Below are 21,402 nucleotides of genomic sequence, written 5' to 3' on the forward strand. Positions count from 1 at the left end.
GGGCAATCCGCCCTATTTCTTTGTGACGCGCGCTCTTCCCTTGGGGATCGTTTTACTCACAGGTGGAGCGCACGGCCGTGTTGCCCCGGAATGTCGGTGCGGGGGACGGCGTATGCGAGGGGTCGTCGGGCTTCCCGTCGCTCCACTCCTCACCGGAACCGCCGTACTCGTCTTGGTACCCCTCTTCGCCAGAGGCCTCCTCCCCTTGCTGCTCGCCCTCGGGGGGCTGGTGGGGGGCGACCTCGACGGGGGTGTCGGTGCGCAGCCGCGTGAAGAGCTGCTCGGCGGCGGGCTCGACGAGCTCGTCGCGGTTGGCGTCGTAGGTGTACGACTGCCGGGGGACGGTGAGGAACTGCACCCGTTCTGTGGGGATGTCGCGCATCCCGCGCACCAGGTCGTACAGACCCCGCAGACTGGCGAGTGCGGGGTCGGTCGTCAACGAAGAAGTCGCCGCGTCGAGCACCGGATAGAGCTTTGTCGGATTGAGCAGGACGTCGTTGCTCTGCACCTTGTTGACGAGCGCGGCGAGGAACTCCTGCTGGCGGTCCATCCGCTCGGTGTCGCTGCCGTTGCCGAGGCTCTTGCGGGCGCGTACGTACCCCAGCGCCTGTTCGCCGTTGAGCGTTTGCAGCCCCGGCGCGAGCTTCACGTGCGCGTCGCTGTCGTCGATCGGTGCCCGCAGGCAGACCTGTACGCCGTCGACGGCGTCGACCATGTCCTTGAACCCGGCGAAGTCGACGACCATGTGGTGGTCGACGCGGATCGTGGTGAGCTTCTCGACGGTACGGATCGCGCAGGCCGTGCCGCCGGCCGCGAAGGCCCAGTTGAACTGGGCGAAGCGGGGCTCCGTCCGGGAGCCGTCCGCTCCCCGGCAGCCGGGGATCTCCACCATCAGGTCGCGCGGGATCGACACGGCGGTCGCGCTGCGCCGGTCGGCCGCCAGGTGCAGCAGGATCGTGGTGTCCGAGCGAGGGGTGCCCGGGTCCCCGCCGTACTTGCTGTTGACCGGCCCCGCCCGGGTGTCGGAGCCGAGAAGCAAAATATTCTGGGCGCCCCGTACCAACGCGGTCGGGCGCTCCTTCTCGAAGCGTGCCAGCTCGGCGGCCGCGTCGGTGTCCTTGGTGATGTTGCCGTTGAGCTTCTCGTACGCCATCCAGCCGACGCCGCCCGCCCCGAGCACCACGACCGCGACACCGAGCCCGGCCCACCGCACCCAACGCCGCCTGCGCCGCAGCCCCCCCACCCCACTGGCACTGGCCCCCACCCCCGGCCCATACGCCCCCTCGGACGCCCCCACCTCCCCGCCCCCTCCGGAAGCCCCCCTAGCGCTCTCACCCACGTAAACATCCACCCCTCACGGCTACGACGACACATGCCCCGCACCTACGACCATGACCCGCCCGGGGGCAGGCGGCCTCTGGGCCCGGGTGCGGCGTGGGCCGAATGGGGGAGGAAGGGGGCGCGAACGGGGGGACAGGAGGGGGCGGGGGTGTGGAGGCGACCTCAGGGACGCGGGGCTGCGACGTGGGCGGCTGCGCCGCGGGGGGTGCGACCGGTCGATGACCGGCCCGCAGCGGACGACGAAAGGGAGACAACCTCAGGCGCGCGGGGCTGCGACGCATGCGGCTCCGCCGCGTGGGCACGACCGACCGACGAACTGACCCGCAGTGAACGCCGAACGGGGAGCACATCAAGGGGCGCGGGGAACTGCGCGACAAGCCACGACGAACCCGCACCCGAAACGGGACCCCTACGTCCAGCGGCGCGGGGCTGCGACGCGTGCGGCTCCGCCGCGGGAAAGCGACCGGTCGTTGAACCGGCCCGTAGCGGACGACGAACGGCGGGCACATCAAGGGGCGCGGGGCTGTGACGTGTGCGGCTCCGCCGCGTGGGCGCGACCGGTCGATGAATCGGCCCGCAGCGGACGACGAACGGGGGCACATCAAGGGGCGCGGGGAACTGCGCGACAAGCCACAGCGGACCCGCAGTCGAAACGGGGCCCCGGGGGCGCGGGGCTGTGACATGTGCGGCTGCGCCGCGGGGGCCCGACCGGCCGATGATCGGCCCGCAGCGGACGACGAAAGGGAGCCAACCTCAGGGGCGCGGGGAACTGCGCGACAAGCCACGACGAACCCGCACCCGAAAAGGGACCCCTACGTCTAGCGGCGCGGGGCTGCGCCGCGTGGGCGCGACCGGTCGGCGAACCGGCCCGCAGTGGGCGACGAGAGGGCGGCGACCATCAGGGGCGCGAGGAACTGCGCGACAAGCCACAAGATCCCCGCACCCGAACCCCCGCCCAAGGCCCCCGGCCAGTCACCGCACAGTGACAGTCACCCGCTCATCCCCCACCCGCTTCCGCAACCCCTCCTCCGACACATCCAAATGCCGGCACAACACCACAGAGCCCCCCACACCCAACGCCCCGTACAACCCCGCACTGAGCCCCTCCCACGAGTCATAAGGCAGCCCGGAAAGAACCCGTGACCCGGGCCCAAGACCGAGCCGCCCCGCATCCGCACGCGCCCGCTCCACCACCTCCGCCCCCGTCAGCTCGACCCCGCCCACGGCGAGCGCGACCTCGTCCGGGTCCACCGGCGCGTACGGAGCGAACCGGTCCCCCTGCCCCGGCACCTCGACCGCGTAGTCGGCGAAGCCGGCCGGCGGCTGCGGAAAGCGCCCGCCGAGCGGTCGCAGCGCGAGCGCCACCCGCTCCCCGGAGCAGGCGCGCGCGGCGTCGAGCGAGTCGGGCCCGCTGACGACGAGGTCGGCCGAGGCCGGGTCGCCCCCCACGTCCGCGACCACACCCACCGACGAACAGGCGAGCAGCCACACGGCCGTCTGCCAGTGCGCGGGCAGCAGCAGGACGGCCCGGTCGCCGGGCTCGGCGGCGAGATCGCCCTGGAGCAGGTTGGCGGTCTTGGCCACCCAATTGGCGAAGGTGGCCACGGACAATTCCACGCGTTCACCGGTGGCGTCGTCGTAGAAGGTGACAAGGGGGCGGCCCGGGTCCGAGGCGAGCGCGGATCGCAGCAGGTCGGCGGGGGTGCGGTCGTTGGCGTTCACGGGCGCAAGCGTACGCGGGCGTCCGCGCGCCCCCTCGGCGTGGCGGGGGAGCGGGAACGCCGGATCACCCGCTCCCGGCCGACGGCCCGTCAGTTCCCCAATGGACAGATATGTGCCGGTATGTCAACGATCGGCTGTATGCGTGGACTTCTTGCTTCCTCGATCGGCGTCACGTGCGCGGCCGCCCTGGCCCTGCCCCTCACCCTGCCGGCGCCCGGCGCCACAGCCGCGACCTCCGGCGCACCGTCGGCCTCCGGACCCGCCGGACCTGCCAGGCCCGCCGGACCCGCCGGACCCGCCGGACCCGCCGGACCCGCCGGACCCGCCGGACCCGCCGCGGAGGCGATCCCCGGCACCACCCAGTCGCTCCCTCTCGCCCCGCTCGGCCCCGACCGCTCCCTCGGCCCGACCGGGGCGCAGGAGCAGGGCCTGCCCCGGCGCGACGTGCGCCCCTTCTCCCTGGTGGGCGTCGTCTGGAACGACCCCGACGCGGACCTGCACGGCACCGTCCAGGTCCGCACCCGCGCGGTCGGCACCACGACATGGTCCGGCTGGCAGAGCGTCGAGACGCACAACCACGAACACGCCGCCGACCCCGGCACCCCCGAACGCGGCTCCGGCGCGGTCCGCGGCTCGACCGCCCCCCTGTGGGTCGGCGCCTCGGACGGCGTCGAGATCCGCGTACGAGCGGAGCGCCCCGCCCCCACGAACCGCACCGACACCTCCAGCACCACTGCCCCCGGACTCCCCAACACCCCCGGACTCCCCAACACCACCGCACTCCCCGAAACCACCACCGCACTCCCCGACACCGCCACCGTCGCCCCCACCCCCGCCGTCAACGCCCTGCTCCCCGAAGGCCTGCGCCTGGAACTCGTCGACCCCGGCGACGAGCCCACGCCGCAGGGCGCCACCCAGATCCTCGACGCGCCGCGGACCAACGTGCTGTCCGCCGAGAGCGCCGCGGCCTCCGCCGTCAACGCGGACCTCGCGCCCCTCGACGCCACGGCCATCCCCGAACTGACGAAGCGGCAGACGGAGGACGAGCTCATCGCCGCCCGCGGCGGCCCCGACGCCTTCGGCAAGGCGCGCCCGTACGTCGGCCCGCGCCCGCGCATCATCACGCGCAAGGGCTGGGGCGCCAACGAGAAGCTCCGCGAGAAGAACTTCGCGTACACGAAGACCGTGAAGGTCGCCTTCGTGCACCACAGCGCGTCCGGGAACCACTACCGCTGCTCACAGGCCGGCTCCGTGCTGCGCAGCATCTACCGCTACCACGTCAAGAGCGGCGGCTGGCGTGACCTCGGCTACAACTTCGCGGTCGACAAGTGCGGAAACATCTACGAAGGACGTGCCGGAGGTGTGGCCAAGCCGGTCCTTGGGGCCCACACTCTCGGATTCAACAGCAACAGCACGGGCATCGCCGTCATCGGCTCGTACAGCACCGTCAACCCGCCGAAGGCGGCCGTCAGAGCCGTCGCCCGGCTGACCGCGTGGAAGCTCGGCCTGTACGGCGGCAATCCGCGCGGCACCACATACCTGAAGTCGGGCGGGGGCAATCTTTACAAGAAAGGCAGGAAAGTCCGGCTCCGGGTGATCTCCGGGCATCGGGACGGGTTCCGCACCGAATGCCCCGGTAGGCGCCTTTACCAGCAGCTCGGCACGGCCCGCTCCACCTCGGCCCGACTCCAGGGCCGCTGAGCTCCGACGCACCGCGCGAACTGCACGATCTGCAAATCCGTCTGCATACACTGGCCGGCCGAAACCCAAGTTCGGCCGGCCCCAGCAGGAAGCAGAGACGACAGGTGACAGAAGCGATCCTCCTGGTCGGCGGCAAGGGAACCCGACTGCGGCCCCTCACGGTGCACACCCCGAAGCCGATGGTCCCGGCGGCAGGCGTCCCGTTCCTCACCCACCAGCTGGCGCGGGCCCGCGCGGCGGGCGTGGAGCACATCGTCCTCGCCACCTCCTACCTCGCCGAGGTCTTCGAGCCGTACTTCGGGGACGGCTCGGCGCTCGGCCTCCACATCGAGTACGTCACGGAGACCGAGCCCCTCGGCACCGGCGGCGCCATCCGCAACGTCGCCTCACACCTGCACTCGGGCCCCGACGACCCGGTCCTCATCTTCAACGGCGACATCCTCACCGGCCTCGACATCCGCGCCCTCGTCGCCACCCACGAGGAGTCCGGCGCCGACGTCTCCCTGCACCTCACGAAGGTCGACGACCCGCGCGCCTACGGCCTAGTCCCCACCGACGCGACCGGCAGGGTCACCGCCTTCCTGGAGAAGCCGCAGACCCCCGAGGAGATCGTCACCGACCAGATCAACGCGGGCGCGTACGTGTTCCGCCGCTCGGTCATCGACACGATCCCCGCCGGACGCCCCGTCTCCGTCGAACGCGAGACCTTCCCCGACCTGCTGGCCTCCGGCGCCCACCTCCAGGGCATGGTCGACTCGACGTACTGGCTGGACCTGGGGACGCCCCAGGCGTTCGTACGCGGCTCCGCCGACCTGGTCCTCGGCCGCGCGCCCTCCCCGGCGGTCCCCGGCCGCTGCGGCGACCGTCTGGTGCTGCCCACCGCCTCCGTCGCCCCCGACGCGAAGCTCACCGGCGGCACGGTCGTCGGCGAGAACGCGAGCGTCGGCGAGGGCGCCCGGATCTCCGGCAGCACGATCCTCGCCGGCGCGGTCGTCGAACCCGGCGCGGTCGTCACGGACTCCCTGATCGGCGCGGGCGCACGGATCGGCGCCCGCTCGGTGCTCTCGGGAACGGTGATCGGCGACGGAGCGACCGTCGGCGCCGACAACGAACTGCGTGCGGGCGTACGCGTCTGGTGCGATGCCACGCTCCCGGCGGGCGCGGTCCGCTTCTCCTCGGACCAGTAGACCGACATCGGGGCGGAGGCCGCCCGCCGTCCCCTACCCTCGTACAGATGTCATCCCGTTTCGCCCCGCGCCCCACCCGCACCACCGTGCGCGGCGGCGAAACGCGGACCCTCGCCGGCGTCCCGCGCCCTGCTTCGTCCTCGGCCGCGCACACCCGCACCTGGCGGCCGCCCTACCCCCTGGACCTGGGCCTCACCCTCGGCCCGCTGCGCCGGGGCCCGGCGGACCCCACCTTCCGTACGACGCCCGACGGCTCGGTCTGGCGCGCCAGCCGCACGCCGGAGGGCGCGGGCACCCTGCGGGTCGCCCTGCGCTCCGGTTCCGTGGAGGCGGAGGCATGGGGTCCTGGCGCGGCCTGGCTCCTCGACCGGCTGCCCGCGCTGCTGGGCGCGTCGGACGACCCCGGTCTGTTCGTCCCGCGCCACCGCCTGATCGCGGCGGCGGTCCACCGGCGGCCCGGCCTGCGACTGACCCGTACGGGACTGGTCATGGAGTCCCTGATCCCGTCGATCCTCGAACAGAAGATCACCACGGACGAGGCCTACCGCGCCTGGCGCCTCCTGGTCCGCAAGTACGGCGAGCCCGCGCCGGGCCCCACCCCCGCGCAGGCCCGCATGCACGTGATGCCGGAGCCGCGCACCTGGGCCCTGATCCCTTCCTGGGAGTGGCACAAGGCGGGCGTGGACAACAAGCGGGCCTCCACGATCCTGCGCGCGGTAGCCTGCGCGGCCCGCCTCGAAGAGGCGTCCGCAATGGACCCGCCACAGGCCCAGGCCCGCCTGGAACTGATCCCCGGCATCGGCCCGTGGACCTCGGCGGAAACGGTCCAGCGCAGCAACGGCGCCGCCGACGCGGTCACGGTCGGTGACATCCACCTCCCGGGCATCGTCGGCTACGCCCTGGCGAACAACCGCGACGCCACGGACCCCGAAATGCTCGAACTCCTCACCCCCTACGCCGGCCAACGCCACCGGGCCACCCGCCTCATCTACCTCACGGGCCACACCCCACCCCGGAGGGCCCCGCGAATGCGCAAAACAAACATCGCAGCGTGGTAACGCTCCCCGCCCTGCCCATCCCCCGCACCGCTGTCCCCCGCGGGCGCGCTTCGGCTGGTCGCGCAGTTCCCCGCGCCCCTAACTACCAACGCCCCGCACCCGGCAACGCACCGGGAGGACCGACTCCAGGGGCGCGGGGAACTGCGCAAAAAAACCCACGACCTGCACTGGGCAACGCGCCGGAAGGAAGGACTCCAGGGGCGCGGGGAACTGCGCAAAAAACCCACGGACCCGCATCCGACAACGCACCGGGAGGAGCGATCTCAGGGGCGCGGGGAACTGCGCAAAAACCCACGACCCGCACTGGGCAACGCGCCGGAAGGAAGGACCCCAGGGGCGCGGGGAACTGCGCAAAAAACCGCTACCGGACGACGACGAAGTCGTCCACAACCCGCTCCGCCCGAGCCCCCGGCTCCCTCGCAGCCCGCCCCACACCAACCGCCCCCATCGGATCCCACGACCCAGGCAGCCCCAGAACCTCCCGCACCACATCCCGGCAGAACATCGTCGACGAGACCCACGCCGACCCCAACCGCTCCCCGGCCAACGCCACCAGGAAGTTCTGCACCCCGGCCCCCGCCGCGACGACGAACATCTCGCGCTCGGCGGCATCCCGCCGCGCGTCCCCGTACGTATGGGAGCCGTCCATCACCAGACACGGCACCACCAAATAGGGCGCCTTACGCAGCACGTCCCCCCGCCGGACCCGCTTCGCGATGGACTCCTCCGACTTCCCGTCCCGCCGCAGATCCGCGATCCACGCGTCCCGCATCGCGTCGAGCAGCTCGATCCGCGACGCGGCGGACTCCAGGAGGACGAACCGCCAGGGCGTCGTGTGGTGCGGCGCCGGCGCGGTGACCGCCGCGGCGACGGCCCGCCGCACGGCACCGGGGTCGACCTCGTCGTCCGTGAACTCCCGCACGGTCCGCCGCTGCGTCACCGCCTCCCGCACCGCCTCGGACGTCCCGAGCCGGAACATGTCGTCCCGCGCAGCCCGCACCAGCGCCCGGGCCCCTTCGTCCGGAGACCCTTCCGCGGAGCCCTCTGCACCGCCCCCCGCCACCACATGCGGCAACCCACGCACCACAGCGACCGGCAGCCCGGCCGCCTTCCCCTTGACGAGGTCCCCCGCCGCGGCGAGCTCGTCCGCGGTGGCGACGACGGTCGCGCTCAGCGGATTGCCGTACGCGTCCTCGCCGCCCCGCAGGTCGTCGAGGACCCGCACTCCGGCGGCTCCGATGGCGACGTCGGTGAGCCCGGCCCGCCAGGGCCGCCCGAAGGTGTCGGTGACGATGACGCCGACGTCCACACCCAGTGCGCCCCGCAGCCCTTCCCGTATGGCACGGGCCGAGGCGTCGGGGTCGGTCGGCAGGAGCAGCACGGTCCCGGCCGGGGTGTTCGACGCATCGACACCGGCCGCGGCCATCACGAGCCCCTGCCGGTTCTCGACGATGCGCAGGGTCCCGCGCCGCGCCACGACGCGCACGGTCTCCTCGTCGATGGCCGCCTCGCGGTCGTCCGCCTCGACGATCCGCCCCTCCGCCTTGCTGACGATCTTGGAGGTGACCAGGACGACGTCCCCGTCGGCGAGCGCCGGTTCGGCGGCGGCGATGAGCTTGGCGAGGTCGTCGCCCTCGCGCACCTCGGGCAGTCCGGGGACGGCCCACACCCTGTACGACGGTGCCGTCACGCGCGTACCTCCGATGCGAGGGTGAGGGCCTCGCGGGCCATCTGTGCGGCGGCGTCGATGTCGCTCATCATCAGCGGCACGGCGCGGCACCGGATTCCGGCGCTCTCCACCCGGTCCACCGCTCCCGCGTCGACGGTGTCGACGAGCCATCCGTCGAGCAGCCCGCTGCCGTAGTGCTCGGCGACGGCGGCGGCGCTGGTCTCGACCCCCACCGCGGCGAGCACCTTGTCGGCCATGCCGCGCACGGGGGAGTCCCCGACGATGGGGGAGAGGCCGACGACCGGCACGCCAGCGTCGGCGATGGCCTCGCGGATGCCCGGGACGGCGAGGATGGTCCCGACGCTGACGACGGGGTTGGACGGCGGGAAGAGCACGACGTCGGCCTCGGCGATGGCCGTCAGGACGCCGGGTGCGGGCTTGGCCTGCTCGGCGCCGACGGGCACCACGGCGTGCGCGTCCACGGAGGCGCGCAGCCGGACCCAGTACTCCTGGAAGTGCACGGCCTTCTGCTCGCCGTCGAGCGTGACGGCGACGTGCGTCTCGATGCGGTCGTCGGACATGGGGATGAGCCGCACGCCGGGCTGCCACCGCTCGCACAGCGCCTCGGTGACGGCGCTGAGCGGATATCCGGCGCCCAGCATCTGCGTCCGCACGATGTGCGTGGCGAAGTCCCGGTCGCCGAGGCCGAACCACTCGGGTCCGACCCCGTACGCCGCGAGCTCTTCCTTGACCTTGAACGTCTCGTCCGAACGCCCCCAGCCCTGCTCTTCGTTGATGCCGCCGCCGAGCGTGTACATCACGGTGTCGAGGTCGGGGCAGACCTTCAGCCCGAACAGGTGAATGTCGTCACCGGTGTTGCCGATGACCGTGATGTCCGCGTCGGGCGCGGCCTTCTTGAGCCCGCGGAGGAATCGGGCGCCGCCGATGCCGCCGGCCAGAACCACAATGCGCATGGCCCCCAGCATGTCAGGCGGGTACGACACCGCGTCAGGCGGTTACCACATCCTCCGCGGCGTCCGGGGCGGCGGAGGCGGCGCACCGGGCGGCGTGCATCGGCATCTCGGTGAGGCCGGGGTAGTAGATGTGCAGGCTGACGGCCGGTTCCAGGGAGTCGTTGACGACCTCGTGGACGTACCCAGGCGCGAAGACGCGCTGCGCGCCCGCGCCGAGCGCCCGGGTGCCCCGCTCGGTGCGCTCGGTCAGCTCACCCTCCAGGAGGGTGAGGATGCCGGAGGAGCGGCCGTGGTCGTGCAGGCCGCTGCCCTGTCCGGGAACCCAGGAGAGCAGCCACACCTCGTAGCCGATTGGGGCCTCCCCTGCTCGAGCGGAGCCGAGAGCTTGGGGAACCGTGCGCAGGCGGTGGTACCAGCGGCTGGTGGCGTCGTACTGGACGAGGTGGGCCCACTGGGAGCGGTCGGCGGCGATGGTGCGGGCGAGGCCGACGAACTCGGCCACGGTGGCGGGGTGCTCGCGGGCGGGCTGCAAGAGGTGCGGGACTTCGAGGATGTCGCCGGCGATCTGGAGGTCGCTGTCGCTGTTCATGGTGCGGTGGTTCCTCAACGTAAGAGTGCTGGGGTGTCGCGAAGGAGGGTGCGCCGCTGCGAAGGACAGACGAGGCGCGCGGTGCAAACGAGGTGCGGCAGAGAAAAGAGACGTACGGCAAAGAAGGAGACGTGCGGCTCAACAGCTGGATGGACTCAACAGCTGGAGCAGGAACAGCGACAGCGCGCGTGGGCAGCACCGATGGAACCGCTGGTGCGGTTCATCGAAAGAGCCAGGTTCGCGAGCATGCCCACCAGAAGAGCGGCTCACACCTATAGCTGTCAACTCGATGTCCAGTATGTGGGCTATGTTTCACCTCATCCGGTTGTTCTGTCAGGCGAAAGGTTTGTGCAGCCGACCCTCCGGACACATGGCGCAGCAACCGGCACTCAAACATCGACGTCCTCCCTGATGTGACCCGAGCGAGACATGTCTGAGATCCAATTTCGGGGGAACTCGTTGGCGGGGCGCCGGGCGGGTCATCGAGGGTGTCATGATTTAGGCCGATTTGAACACTTTCCGCATACCCTTGGTTCCGCAGAGTGAATAAGGGGCTCAATAGCAGATCTCGGCTTGACTGGCCCGGATCGGCGCACTTGTAATTTCACTCGTGTCGTTCATCCGAAACCGGTGACGGCCGCACCACGGGGACGCACAGACAGACGAGGGGCGCTACATGACCGAGCTGGTTCAGGAACTGCTGGTCGAGGACGCGGACGAAGAACTCGGCTGGCAGGAGCGCGCACTGTGCGCCCAGACCGACCCCGAGTCCTTCTTCCCCGAGAAGGGCGGCTCCACGCGCGAGGCCAAGAAGGTCTGCCTCGCCTGCGAAGTCCGCTCCGAATGCCTTGAGTACGCACTTGCGAACGACGAACGTTTCGGTATCTGGGGCGGTTTGTCGGAGCGAGAACGCCGCCGACTGAAGAAGGCGGCGGTCTGAGCGACGCGCTCGCACCGCGTGCCGACGACCGATTCGCCACACATCTCCCTCGAACAAAGCGCGACGAACGGCCCGTCACCCGTGGGTTATCCACAGGCGGCGGGCCGTTCCTGTGCCAGCCGTTAGTGTGGGGCCCCGTCCGAGACGACCCGGCGCCCCAGCGGGGCGCGGGCGTCCACCGCAGTCCAGCGAACCGGGGCCCGTACCTCGATGTCCGTGCACAGCCATTCGGCAGCCCACGACGCTGCCACCGGGTTCGACCCGACCCGTCCGCCCGAGTTCCCTCGGCATGTCGTGACCGCCGTCCTCGTCTCCCACGACGGCGCCCGCTGGCTGCCCGACGCCCTGGCGGGGCTGCTCGGCCAGGAGCGGCCCGTGCAGGGCGCCGTCGCCGCCGACACCGGCAGCGCGGACGACTCCGCCCAGCTGGTCACCGAGGCCCTCGGCGCCGACCGCGTGCTGCACCTCGCGCGCCGCTCCGGCTTCGGCACCGCCGTCGACGAGGCCGTCCGCACCGCCGCCGTGCTCACCCCCGAAGAGCTGCCCTATCTGAAGCGCCCCAGCGGCTGGGACCCGGTGAGCCGCAGCTGGCGCGACGACGCGTACGACATGCCCGAACTGCCGCACGGCGAGCCCGTGCAGTGGCTCTGGCTGCTCCACGACGACTGCGCGCCCGAGCCCGACGCCCTCGCCGAACTGCTCCGCGTCGTGGAGAACGAAGGGGAGCTCGGCAAGGACGTCGCCGTCGTGGGCCCCAAGCTCCGCGGCTGGTACGACCGCAGGCAGCTCCTCGAAGTCGGCGTCTCCATCGCCAACAGCGGCCGCCGCTGGACCGGCCTCGACCGGCGCGAGCAGGACCAGGGCCAGCACGACCACGTGCGGCCCGTGCTCTCCGTGTCCACCGCGGGCATGCTGATCCGCCGCGACGTCTACGAACAGCTCGGCGGCTTCGACCGCCGCCTGCCCCTCATGCGCGACGACGTCGACCTGTGCTGGCGCGCGCACGCCGCGGGCCACCGCGTCCTCGTCGCCCCCGACGCCGTCGTCCGGCACGCCGAGGCCGCCTCCCGCGAGCGCCGCACCGTCGACTGCGTCGGCCGCGCGGCGACCTCGCCGCACCGCGTGGACAAGGCCGGCGCCACCTACACCCTGCTCGTCAACGCCCGCTCGGCCGTGCTGCCCTGGGTGCTCTTCCGCATCGTCGTCGGCACGCTCGTGCGCACCTTCGCGTACCTCGTCGGCAAGGCCCCCGGCCAGGCCATCGACGAAGTCGCCGGCCTCCTCGCCACGCTGCTGCGGCCCGGCCGGATCCTCGGCGCCCGCAAGCAGCGCGGCAAGCCGCTGCCCGACGCCGGCGAGATGCGGGCCCTCTTCCCACCACCGGGCGCCACCGTGCGGGCCACCGTCGAACAGGCCGCGGGCAGCCTCGTCGGCCGCACCGAGGCCGACACCCCGGCCGGCGCCGGACGGCACGGGGCCGTCGAGTCCGGACCCGGCGGCGACGACGCCGACTTCCTGGAGGTCGAGCAGTTCGCCCGCCTCAAGCGCGTCGCCCGCAGACCGGGACCCGTCCTCTTCGTCGTACTCCTCTTCGCGTCACTCATCGCCTGCCGCGCCCTGTTCGGCACCGGCGCGCTCGCGGGCGGCGCACTGCTGCCCGCACCCGCCGACTCCTCGGACCTGTGGGCGCGTTACACGGACGCCTGGCACCCCGTCGGCACCGGCGGCACCCAAGGCGCCCCGCCCTACGTGGCGCTCGTCGCCGGCCTGTCCACCCTCCTCTTCGGCTCCACCGGGCTCGCGGTCACCGTGCTGCTCGTCGGCTCCGTCCCCCTGGCCGGCTTCGCCGCGTACTTCGCCTCGCGCCCGCTCGTCCCCTCGCGGCTGCTCCGCGCGTGGGCGTCGATCGCGTACGCCTTCCTGCCCGCCGCCACCGGCGCCCTCGCGGGCGGCCGCATCGGCACCGCCGTCCTCGCCGTCCTGCTGCCGCTCGTCGCGCGCGCGGGCATCGCGGCGAGCGGCCTCGCCAATCCGCGGGGCACCCGCGGCACCTGGCGCGCCACCTGGGCGTACACACTGCTCCTGACCATCGCCACGGCCTTCACGCCGGTCGTCTGGCCGATCGCCCTGGTGCTCGGCCTCGCCCTCCTCGTGGTGCGCCGCGGCGACATCACGGCGTACGGACTGCGCTTCCTCGCCGCGCTCGGCACCCCGCTGCTCGCCCTCGCGCCCTGGTCCCTCACCCTGCTGCCGTTCGGCTTCTTCCAGGAAGCGGGCCTGGAGTTCGACACCGGCTCCGCCACCACCCTCGACCTGCTCGGCGCCAGTCCCGGCGGCCCCGGCACCGTGCACGGCCTGCTCCTCATCGGCATCGTCCTCGCCGCGCTCGGCGCCCTGCTGCGCGGCGAGCGGCAGCTCGCGATCCGCACCGCCTGGGCCGTCGCCCTGGTCTGTCTGATCTTCGCCGTCCTGTCGAACCGCTCGGCGTGGGCGGGACCGGCCACCCTCGGCTACGGCATCGCGCTCCTGGCCGCCGCCGCGCTCGGCGCCGACGGGGCACGCGCGCGTGTCGCCGAGCAGAGCTTCGGCTGGCGCCAGCCGGTGGCCGCGCTCATCGCGTTCGCCGCGGCGGCCGGGCCGCTGCTCGTCGCCGCCGGATGGATGATCGGCGGCGCCGACGGCCCTCTGGAGCGGCGCGATCCGGTGCAGGTGCCCGCGTTCGTCGCGGAGGAGAGCGGCACCGAGGACCAGGCCCGCACCCTCGTCCTCGCCGGCGACTCCGCCGCCCACGTCTCCTACACGCTCGTACGCGGCTCGGGCGCCCGGCTCGGCGACGCGGAACTCGCCGCGGCGGCCCCCGACGACGAGCGGCTCGACAAGATCGTCGCCCGGCTCATCGCGGGCTCCGGCGCCGACCAGGCCGACCAGCTCGGCGGCTTCGCCGTGCGGTACGTCCTCGTGCGCGACGGCGCGCCCCGCCAGATGAGCCGCACCCTGGACGCCACCCCGGGCCTGACCCGGCTCAGCCAGGAGGACGGCAGCGCCCTGTGGCGCGTGGACCGGCAGGTGGCACGCGCCGCCGTCCTCCACAAGACCGGCGACCCGGAGCCCGTCGCGGCAGGCCCGGTCGAGCTCCACACCAAGATCGAGTCCGGTGACGCGGGCCGCGTCCTGCGCCTCGCCGACTCCGCCGACCCGGGCTGGACGGCGACCCTCGACGGGCGCCCGCTGCCCCGCACCACCGTCGACGGCTGGGCCCAGGGCTTCGAACTGCCCACCGCGGGTGGCCACCTGGACGTCACCTTCGACGCCCCGCTGAGCCACACGGCCTGGCGGTGGGCCCAGGGCGCGCTCGCCGTCGTCCTCGTGGTGCTCGCCCTGCCGGGGCGCCGCCGTGACGTCGACGACGACCTCCCCGAAGAGCCCGTCGTCCCGGCCCAGGCCGTCGAGGGCGAGGGCCGCAGGGCGCGCAGGCTGCGGGCCCAGAGCGAACAGGCCGCACAGGAGGCGGGCCAGGACGTACCGCCTCCTCCTTCGGAGGAGGCCTTCGCCGCCGTCCCGCAGCAGCAGTCGTCGTCCTACGAGGAGTGGGAGACCCCTGCCCACGCGGGTGCCGAGCAGGGCCATTACGGCGCCCAGTACCAGGGCGGGCAGTACCCGGCCGGGGCGTACGAGCAGCCTGCGTACCAGGCGGACGCCTACCAGGGCGGCCAGTACGACCCGTACGCGTCCTACGGAGGCGCGGGCGGTGTCTCCGGCGGTGTCTATGGAGGCGAGCAGCAGTACGGACAGTCGTACGACACCTCGTACGACCCGGCGTACGACCAGGGGCAGCCCCCGATGCCGCCCCCGCCCCCGCAGCCACCCCACGGCACCCCACCCCACGGCACCCCACCCCACGGCACCGACAGTGAGCGCCCCGACGGGAGCCAGCAGTGAACCGCACCACCCAGTCCCTCATCGCCGTGGTCGTCGCCCTCGGCGCCGTCACCGGGTTCGCCGCGTTCGGCGGGACGGACGGCACCGACGACACCGGGGCGAAGACCGCCGCGCGGCTCCCCGTCGAGCGCACCAGCCTGCTCTGCCCGGTGCCCAGCTCCTCCGACCTCGCCGAGACCTCGTACACCGCCTTCACACCGAAGGCGAGCGGCGCCGAGGCCACGGGCAAGGCGGAACTGCTGCCCGTGAGCAAGGCCCTGACCGACGCGGCCAGGGAGAACGACAAGAAGGCCAAGCCCTTCCTCACCCAGAAGACGCCGGGCGAGCCGGTCGCGGGCGAGGAGTCGGGCGCCGAGGCACCCGCCCTCATCGGCACGGCCGACGGCGGGCTCGCCCCCGGCTGGACCGTGCAGCAGACCACGACGTACGCGGCGGGCAGCGGCCGCGGCATGCACGGCACCCAGTGCAGCGCGCCCGACACCGACTTCTGGTTCCCCGGCGCGAGCACCGCCAAGGACCGCAGCGACTACATCCACCTGACGAACCCGGACGACTCCGCCGCCGTCATCGACGTCGAGCTGTTCGGCCCGGACGGCGAGGTCACGTCCGCGGTCGGCGACTCCATCCAGGTCCAGCCGCACTCCAGCGTCCCGGTGCTGCTCTCCACGCTCGCCGACAAGGCGTACGCGAACGTCACCATGCACGTGATCGCGCGCAGCGGCCGGGTCGCGGCCGCCGTGCAGTCCTCCGACGAGAAGCTGGGCGGCGACTGGCTGGCCGCGTCCGCCGACCCGGCGGACCGCCTCGTCCTGCCCGGCATCCCGAAGGACGCGACCTCGGTGCGCCTGGTCGCCTACGCACCCGGTGCGCGGGACGCGGACCTGAAGGTCCAGCTCGCCTCCCCGAGCGGCACGCTCACCCCGGCCGGGAGCGAGACCCTGCACGTCAAGTCCGGCATGACCGCCGCCGTCGACCTCGGCGACGTCACCAAGGGCGAGGCCGGCTCGCTGCTCCTGTCGCCGACCGAGACACCGGTCCCCGTGGTGGCGGCGCTGCGGGTGACCCGCGGCAAGGGAAGCAAGCAGGAGACGGCGTTCATCCCCGCGACGGGCGAGGTGGGCACCCGCGCGACGGTCGCGGGCAACGGCGCCAAGGGGGCCACGCTCTCGCTGGTCGCGCCGGAGAAGTCGGCGAAGGTGAAGGTCACGGCGTCGGCCGGCACCGAGGGCGGCTCCCCGGTGACGAAGACGTACACGGTCAAGGGCGGCACGACCCTGGAGATCGCGGACCCGCCGCGGCCCGACGGGCTCAAGGGGGCCTACGCCCTCACGGTGGAGCCGGTGTCCGGCGGCCCGGTCCACGCGGCACGGACGCTGTCACAGCCGGAGGACGGCCTCCCGATGTTCACCGTCCAGACGCTGCCGGACGACCGGGGGACGGTGGCCGTGCCGAAGGCCGAGCGGGACCTGTCGGTGCTTCAGAAGTGACGGCTCCTCAAGAAGCGGTGGAGGGGGGTCAGTCCTCGTCCCCGTAGCGCGGGTCCACCGACTCCGGGGACATGCCGAGCAGCTCCGCGACCTGCTCGACGACCACCTCGTGCACGAGGTGCGCGCGTTCGTCGCGCCCCTTGGTGCGGATCTCCACGGGGCGGCGGTAGATGACGACCCGGGCGGGCCGCCCCTCGGACGCCGTGATCGTGCCGCCCAGCGGCACCACCTCGTCCTGCCACTCGACGCCCGCCCGCCCCAGCGGCGGCACCTCCAGCACCATGAACTCGATCTCCGTGAGCTGAGGCCAGCGCCGCTCCAGACGCTCCACGGAGTCCTGCACGAGATCGGTGAAGGCCTCGCCGCGACTGGCGGACAGCGGAACCTGGGGCGGCGCCACGGGGCCGCGCATGCCCCTGCCGTGGCGGTCGCGGTGGCGCGGCCTCGGGTCTGCGGAACGGGGCTGTACGGGGTCGTCCATCACTGAGGAAGAGTAGTCCCCGGGATCTCCCTTTCCACGGGGGGCACGACATGTTCCATGTGGGGCGAGACATGTCGCTTCCTGACCGTTCCGGTCGCGGTTGGACTCAATTCCGTATCTCTCCTGGACCGTCGATCTCGCGCCAAATGACGTGATCCGCGCCATGTGGTGACCGGATTCAACACCATGCGCCCCGCTGGTCACCGGTGTCCATGCAGGTCAACGACGTGCGCGTGCGGTACGCCGAGCCGCTGGCCCGGACACGACACGGTGGAGTGACCTCATGGAGAGTCGTCGCGGCCCGCTCAAGAGTGCGGTACCGTCCAACATCGTGAGCCCTGTACGTCGCTGTTCGCGCACCGCTTGCGGCCGTTCCGCCGTCGCGACGCTGACGTACGTCTACGCCGACTCGACCGCGGTCCTCGGCCCCCTCGCCACCTACGCCGAACCCCACTGCTACGACCTGTGCGCCGAGCACTCCGAGCGCCTCACCGCACCCCGCGGCTGGGACGTCGTCCGGCTCGCCGACGCCTCGGGTCCGGCCCGCCCCTCCGGCGACGACCTCGAAGCGCTCGCCAACGCGGTGCGCGAGGCCGCCCGCCCCCAGGAGCGCGCGGCCGAGGCCGGCGGCGGCGCCCGCCGCGCCGACCCCATGGAGGTCGCACGCCGCGGCCACCTGCGGGTGCTGCGCTCACCGGACAACTGAGTCCCGCCCCTCGAAGAGCGCGCACGGCTCCGTCGCCTTCACTGGATCTTCGCCGTCCGCCTCGTTGACGCGCCTCCGACCGCGCCCTGACGATTTCGCCACCCCACAGCCGGGAGGCGTCCTGTGTTCGTGCAGCAACTGGAGCCCGTGGCCGACTCGCTCGGCCTGTCCGCACTCGTCGCGACCCTGCCCCTCCTGACCGTCCTCGTCCTCCTCGGCGCCGTCCGCATGAAAGCGCACCGGGCAGGACTCATCGGCCTCGCCGTCGCCGTCCTGGTCGCCTGGCTCGCGTACGGCATGCCGCTCGGCCAGACCGCGTCCAGCGCCGCGCAAGGGGCCCTCTTCGGGCTCTTCCCCATCCTGTGGATCGTCGTCAACGCCCTGTGGGTGTACCGCATGACGGTCCGCACCCGGCACTTCGACATCCTGCGCCGCTCCTTCGGCAGGCTCTCCGACGACCCCCGCATCCAGGCCCTCGTCGTGGCCTTCTGCTTCGGAGCGCTCCTGGAGGCGCTCGCCGGGTTCGGGGCGCCCGTCGCGATCAGCGCGGTCATGCTCGTCGCCCTCGGCTTCGACCCGGTGCGCGCCGCGGTCGTCGCCCTCGTCGCCAACACCGCCCCCGTCGCCTTCGGCGCCATGGGCACCCCCGTACTGACACTTGCCCAGGTGACGGGCCTGCCACTCGACACCGTCGCCACGGTCGTCGGCCGCCAGACACCCCTGCTCGCCCTCGTCGTGCCGCTGCTCCTCGTGGCGCTCGTGGACGGGCGGCGCGGGCTGCGCGAGACCTGGGTGCCCGCCCTCGCCTGCGGTTCCGCCTTCGCCGTCGCGCAGTTCGCGGCGTCCAACTACGTCTCCGCGCAACTCGCCGACATCGGCGCGGCGCTGGCGGGCGCGGGCGCGCTCATGGCGGTCCCGCACGCCCGCAGGCCGGCCCCCGAGCCCGTCCGCGCCGCGGTCCTCACCGGCGCCCGCAGCGAAGACCTCGACCACGACGACCCGCGCCCCGAAGTGCTGCGCGCCTACGCCCCGTACGCCCTGATCGTCGCCGTCTTCTCCGTCGCCCAGATCCCGGCCGTCAAGGACCTCCTCGCGAAGGCGACCCGCACCTTCGACTGGCCCTTCCTGAACGTCGCCGACCCCTCGGGGGGCCCGGTCGGCGGCAACGTGTTCTCGCTGCCGCTCGTGGCGACCGGCGGCACGCTCGTGCTGCTCGCCGGCGTGGGCACCGCGGCGGTCATCGGGGTCCACGCGCGCGTGGCGGTACGCGAATGGGCCGCCACCGTCCACGAACTGCGCTTCGCGATCCTCACCGTGACCTCCGTGCTCGCCCTCGCGTACGTCATGAACCTCTCCGGACAGGCCGCCACGATCGGGCACTACGTAGCGGCCGCCGGCGCGGGACTCGCCTTCTTGTCGCCCGTTCTCGGCTGGTTCGGCGTCGCGGTGACCGGCTCCGACACCTCCGCCAACGCCCTGTTCGGCGCCCTCCAGGTGACGGCCGCTCAGCAGTCCGGACTCTCGCCGGAGCTCCTCGCCGCCGCCAACAGCTCCGGCGGCGTCCTCGGCAAGATGATCTCCCCGCAGAACCTGACGATCGCGTGCGCCGCCGTCGGACTCGCCGGCAAGGAGGGCGACCTGCTGCGCAAGGTGCTGCCCTGGAGCCTCGGACTGCTCCTCGTCATGTGCCTGATCGTCGTCGGACAGAGCACCGCGGTGCTCGGCTGGATGCTGCCGTGAGCACGCTCTCTGGAGACGCGGCCTGCTGTCGGTCACAGCGGGTACTTTTGGGGTGACCGCGAAGGGCTCTGGCGTCCTCGCTGAACTCGCAGAACCTGCAGAGAGGGTTGGCCGTGACTGCTGATCTGTCCCAGATCGTGAAGGCGTACGACGTCCGCGGGGTGGTCCCCGACCAGTGGGACGAGTCGCTCGCCGAGCTGTTCGGGGCGGCGTTCGCGAAGGTCACAGAGGCGGACGCGATCGTGGTCGGGCACGACATGCGCCCCTCCTCGCCCGGCCTCTCGCGCGCCTTCGCGCGGGGCGCCGCCGCCCTCGGCGTGGACGTGACCCAGATCGGCCTGTGCTCGACGGACCAGCTGTACTACGCCTCGGGCGCGCTGGACCTGCCCGGCGCGATGTTCACCGCGTCGCACAACCCCGCCCAGTACAACGGCATCAAGATGTGCCGCGCCGGCGCCGCCCCCGTCGGCCAGGACACCGGCCTCGCCGACATCCGCGCCCTCGTGGAGCGCTGGAGCGAGTCCGGCGCCCCCGAGAGCGCCGCGACCCCCGGCACCCTCACCGAGCGCGACACCCTCACCGACTACGCCGCGCACCTGCGCGCCCTCGTCGACCTCACCGCCATCCGCCCCCTCAAGGTCGTCGTCGACGCGGGCAACGGCATGGGCGGGCACACCGTCCCCACCGTCTTCGAGGGCCTGCCCCTGGAGCTGGTGCCGATGTACTTCGAGCTCGACGGCACCTTCCCCAACCACGAGGCCAACCCCCTGGACCCGGCCAACATCGTGGACCTTCAGAAGCGGGTGCGCGAAGAGGGCGCCGACCTCGGCATCGCCTTCGACGGTGACGCGGACCGCTGCTTCGTCGTCGACGAGAACGGCGCCCCGGTCTCCCCGTCGGCCATCACCGCCCTGGTCGCCTCCCGCGAGCTGGCCAAGCACGGCGGCAAGGGCACCGTCATCCACAACCTCATCACCTCCTGGTCGGTCCCGGAGGTCGTGAAGGAGAACGGCGGCACGCCCGTGCGCACGCGCGTGGGCCACTCCTTCATCAAGGCCGAGATGGCGCGGACCGGCGCCATCTTCGGCGGCGAGCACTCCGCGCACTACTACTTCAAGGACTTCTGGAACGCGGACACGGGCATGCTCGCCGCCCTCCACGTCCTCGCGGCCCTCGGCGGCCAGGACGGCCCGCTCTCCGCCCTCGTCGCCCAGTACGACAGGTACGCGGGCTCCGGAGAGATCAACTCCACGGTCGACGACCAGACCGCCCGCCTCGCCGCGATCAAGACGGCCTACGCAGGCAAGGACGGCATCACCCTCGACGAGCTGGACGGCCTCACCGTGACCGCCGCCGACTGGTGGTTCAACGTACGCGCGTCGAACACGGAACCTCTCCTGCGGCTGAACGTCGAAGCACGCGACGAGGCGACCATGGCCAAGGTCCGCGACGAGGCCCTCGCCCTCATCCGCGGCTGACCTCCGCACCCGCGGTCTTCGGCCGCAGCGGGACGGTCGCGGCAGCCCGGCCGCGACCGTCCCGCACCCCCACGCACCGCCCCGCACGGAGGTAGGCTGACCAGGCCGCATCCCGTGCGCCACCGCAGCGCACACCCCACCGCATCCGCTCGAAGGGACCCACCCCATGCCGCTCGAAGCCGGCCTCCTGGAGATCCTCGCCTGCCCGGCCTGTCACGCCCCCCTCAAGGAGACGGACACCGAGCTGATCTGCACGGCGGACGCCAAGGAGTGCGGCCTCGCCTACCCGCTCCGCGACGGCATCCCCGTACTCCTGGTCGACGAGGCACGCCGCCCCGCCTAGCGGCAGCCCGCCCGGCACACCCGGGCCACCCCGCAGGAAGCCGCGCA

The 21,402-nt window shown here is 72.7% G+C and carries 16 protein-coding genes; 10 read left to right on the plus strand and 6 right to left on the minus strand.

What is annotated here, in order from left to right; genetic code table 11:
• Nucleotides 1-52: 52 nt before the first annotated feature.
• On the minus strand, nt 53-1,297 hold the full coding sequence (locus ACZ4Z4_RS14640) for an LCP family protein (protein ID WP_468326811.1): 1,245 nt from the start codon (nt 1,295-1,297) through the stop codon (nt 53-55).
• Nucleotides 1,298-2,313: 1,016 nt separating this feature from the next.
• Nucleotides 2,314-3,063 carry a TIGR03089 family protein gene (locus ACZ4Z4_RS14645; protein ID WP_468326813.1) on the minus strand — a complete coding sequence of 250 codons (750 nt, stop codon included), beginning with the start codon at nt 3,061-3,063 and terminating at the stop codon, nt 2,314-2,316.
• Nucleotides 3,064-3,201: 138 nt separating this feature from the next.
• Here ACZ4Z4_RS14645 and ACZ4Z4_RS14650 point away from each other — a divergent pair, with 138 nt between their 5' ends.
• From ACZ4Z4_RS14650 to ACZ4Z4_RS14660, 3 genes are all read left to right on the plus strand, one after another.
• Nucleotides 3,202-4,764, plus strand: a complete 1,563-nt coding sequence (locus ACZ4Z4_RS14650; protein ID WP_468326815.1) for a peptidoglycan recognition protein family protein — start codon at nt 3,202-3,204, stop codon at nt 4,762-4,764.
• 104 nt (nt 4,765-4,868) lie between these two features.
• The gene (gene manB / locus ACZ4Z4_RS14655) at nt 4,869-5,951 is read left to right on the plus strand and encodes a mannose-1-phosphate guanylyltransferase (protein ID WP_468326816.1); all 1,083 of its coding nucleotides are present in this window, start codon (nt 4,869-4,871) and stop codon (nt 5,949-5,951) included.
• A 47-nt stretch (nt 5,952-5,998) separates the two neighbouring features.
• Complete coding sequence (locus ACZ4Z4_RS14660; protein ID WP_468326818.1) at nt 5,999-7,009, plus strand: DNA-3-methyladenine glycosylase family protein; 1,011 nt, start codon at nt 5,999-6,001, stop codon at nt 7,007-7,009.
• A gap of 361 nt (nt 7,010-7,370) precedes the next feature.
• Here the strand turns inward: ACZ4Z4_RS14660 and ACZ4Z4_RS14665 are convergent, their stop codons facing one another.
• Genes ACZ4Z4_RS14665 through ACZ4Z4_RS14675 form a run of 3 tightly spaced genes read right to left on the minus strand, consistent with a single transcriptional unit; the run spans nt 7,371 to nt 10,241 of the window.
• The gene (locus ACZ4Z4_RS14665; RefSeq protein WP_468326820.1) at nt 7,371-8,699 is read right to left on the minus strand and encodes a coenzyme F420-0:L-glutamate ligase; all 1,329 of its coding nucleotides are present in this window, start codon (nt 8,697-8,699) and stop codon (nt 7,371-7,373) included.
• Nucleotides 8,696-9,652 (minus strand): 2-phospho-L-lactate transferase, encoded by a 957-nt coding sequence (gene cofD / locus ACZ4Z4_RS14670; RefSeq protein ID WP_468326822.1) that lies wholly within the window; start codon nt 9,650-9,652, stop codon nt 8,696-8,698. Before cofD ends, ACZ4Z4_RS14665 begins: the two co-directional genes overlap by 4 nt.
• A 34-nt stretch (nt 9,653-9,686) precedes the next feature.
• The gene (locus ACZ4Z4_RS14675) at nt 9,687-10,241 is read right to left on the minus strand and encodes a cysteine dioxygenase (RefSeq protein ID WP_468326823.1); all 555 of its coding nucleotides are present in this window, start codon (nt 10,239-10,241) and stop codon (nt 9,687-9,689) included.
• Between the two features lie 676 nt (nt 10,242-10,917).
• On the opposite strand from ACZ4Z4_RS14675, the gene ACZ4Z4_RS14680 reads away from it, so the two are divergent.
• The 3 genes from ACZ4Z4_RS14680 (at nt 10,918) to ACZ4Z4_RS14690 (ending at nt 16,607) form a co-directional block, all read left to right on the plus strand.
• Nucleotides 10,918-11,181: a WhiB family transcriptional regulator gene (locus ACZ4Z4_RS14680; RefSeq protein ID WP_016642094.1), complete on the plus strand. Its 264-nt coding sequence runs from the start codon at nt 10,918-10,920 to the stop codon at nt 11,179-11,181.
• Nucleotides 11,182-11,391: 210 nt separating this feature from the next.
• A complete protein-coding gene (locus ACZ4Z4_RS14685) occupies nt 11,392-15,120 on the plus strand; it encodes a glycosyltransferase family 2 protein (protein WP_468326825.1) in 3,729 nt (1,242 codons plus the stop codon).
• Nucleotides 15,117-16,607 (plus strand): DUF5719 family protein, encoded by a 1,491-nt coding sequence (locus tag ACZ4Z4_RS14690; RefSeq protein WP_468326826.1) that lies wholly within the window; start codon nt 15,117-15,119, stop codon nt 16,605-16,607. The genes ACZ4Z4_RS14685 and ACZ4Z4_RS14690 overlap by 4 nt, the downstream gene beginning before the upstream one ends.
• A 28-nt stretch (nt 16,608-16,635) precedes the next feature.
• On the opposite strand, the gene ACZ4Z4_RS14695 is transcribed toward ACZ4Z4_RS14690, so the two are convergent.
• On the minus strand, nt 16,636-17,088 hold the full coding sequence (locus ACZ4Z4_RS14695) for a metallopeptidase family protein (RefSeq protein ID WP_468326828.1): 453 nt from the start codon (nt 17,086-17,088) through the stop codon (nt 16,636-16,638).
• Between the two features lie 283 nt (nt 17,089-17,371).
• Between ACZ4Z4_RS14695 and ACZ4Z4_RS14700 the strand changes: the two genes are divergently transcribed.
• From ACZ4Z4_RS14700 to ACZ4Z4_RS14715, 4 genes are all read left to right on the plus strand, one after another.
• On the plus strand, nt 17,372-17,794 hold the full coding sequence (locus tag ACZ4Z4_RS14700; RefSeq protein WP_468326830.1) for a DUF3499 domain-containing protein: 423 nt from the start codon (nt 17,372-17,374) through the stop codon (nt 17,792-17,794).
• Between the two features lie 123 nt (nt 17,795-17,917).
• The gene (locus ACZ4Z4_RS14705; protein ID WP_468326832.1) at nt 17,918-19,534 is read left to right on the plus strand and encodes an L-lactate permease; all 1,617 of its coding nucleotides are present in this window, start codon (nt 17,918-17,920) and stop codon (nt 19,532-19,534) included.
• A gap of 113 nt (nt 19,535-19,647) precedes the next feature.
• Nucleotides 19,648-21,012, plus strand: a complete 1,365-nt coding sequence (locus ACZ4Z4_RS14710; RefSeq protein WP_468326833.1) for a phosphomannomutase/phosphoglucomutase — start codon at nt 19,648-19,650, stop codon at nt 21,010-21,012.
• A 166-nt stretch (nt 21,013-21,178) separates the two neighbouring features.
• The gene (locus tag ACZ4Z4_RS14715) at nt 21,179-21,355 is read left to right on the plus strand and encodes a Trm112 family protein (protein ID WP_362997443.1); all 177 of its coding nucleotides are present in this window, start codon (nt 21,179-21,181) and stop codon (nt 21,353-21,355) included.
• Nucleotides 21,356-21,402 lie beyond the last annotated feature (47 nt).

It is taken from the genome of Streptomyces sp. NPDC030245 (assembly GCF_055572995.1).

What these genes read in the sequence shown, in the direction of transcription:
- ACZ4Z4_RS14650 (WP_468326815.1), top strand. Translation starts at nt 3,202, where the DNA reads ATGCGTGGACTTCTTGCTTCCTCGATCGGCGTCACGTGCGCGGCCGCC.
- ACZ4Z4_RS14660 (WP_468326818.1), top strand. Translation starts at nt 5,999, where the DNA reads ATGTCATCCCGTTTCGCCCCGCGCCCCACCCGCACCACCGTGCGCGGC.
- cofD (WP_468326822.1), bottom strand. Translation starts at nt 9,652, where the DNA reads ATGCGCATTGTGGTTCTGGCCGGCGGCATCGGCGGCGCCCGATTCCTC.
- ACZ4Z4_RS14675 (WP_468326823.1), bottom strand. Translation starts at nt 10,241, where the DNA reads ATGAACAGCGACAGCGACCTCCAGATCGCCGGCGACATCCTCGAAGTC.
- ACZ4Z4_RS14680 (WP_016642094.1), top strand. Translation starts at nt 10,918, where the DNA reads ATGACCGAGCTGGTTCAGGAACTGCTGGTCGAGGACGCGGACGAAGAA.
- ACZ4Z4_RS14685 (WP_468326825.1), top strand. Translation starts at nt 11,392, where the DNA reads ATGTCCGTGCACAGCCATTCGGCAGCCCACGACGCTGCCACCGGGTTC.
- ACZ4Z4_RS14695 (WP_468326828.1), bottom strand. Translation starts at nt 17,088, where the DNA reads ATGGACGACCCCGTACAGCCCCGTTCCGCAGACCCGAGGCCGCGCCAC.
- ACZ4Z4_RS14700 (WP_468326830.1), top strand. Translation starts at nt 17,372, where the DNA reads ATGGAGAGTCGTCGCGGCCCGCTCAAGAGTGCGGTACCGTCCAACATC.
- ACZ4Z4_RS14715 (WP_362997443.1), top strand. Translation starts at nt 21,179, where the DNA reads ATGCCGCTCGAAGCCGGCCTCCTGGAGATCCTCGCCTGCCCGGCCTGT.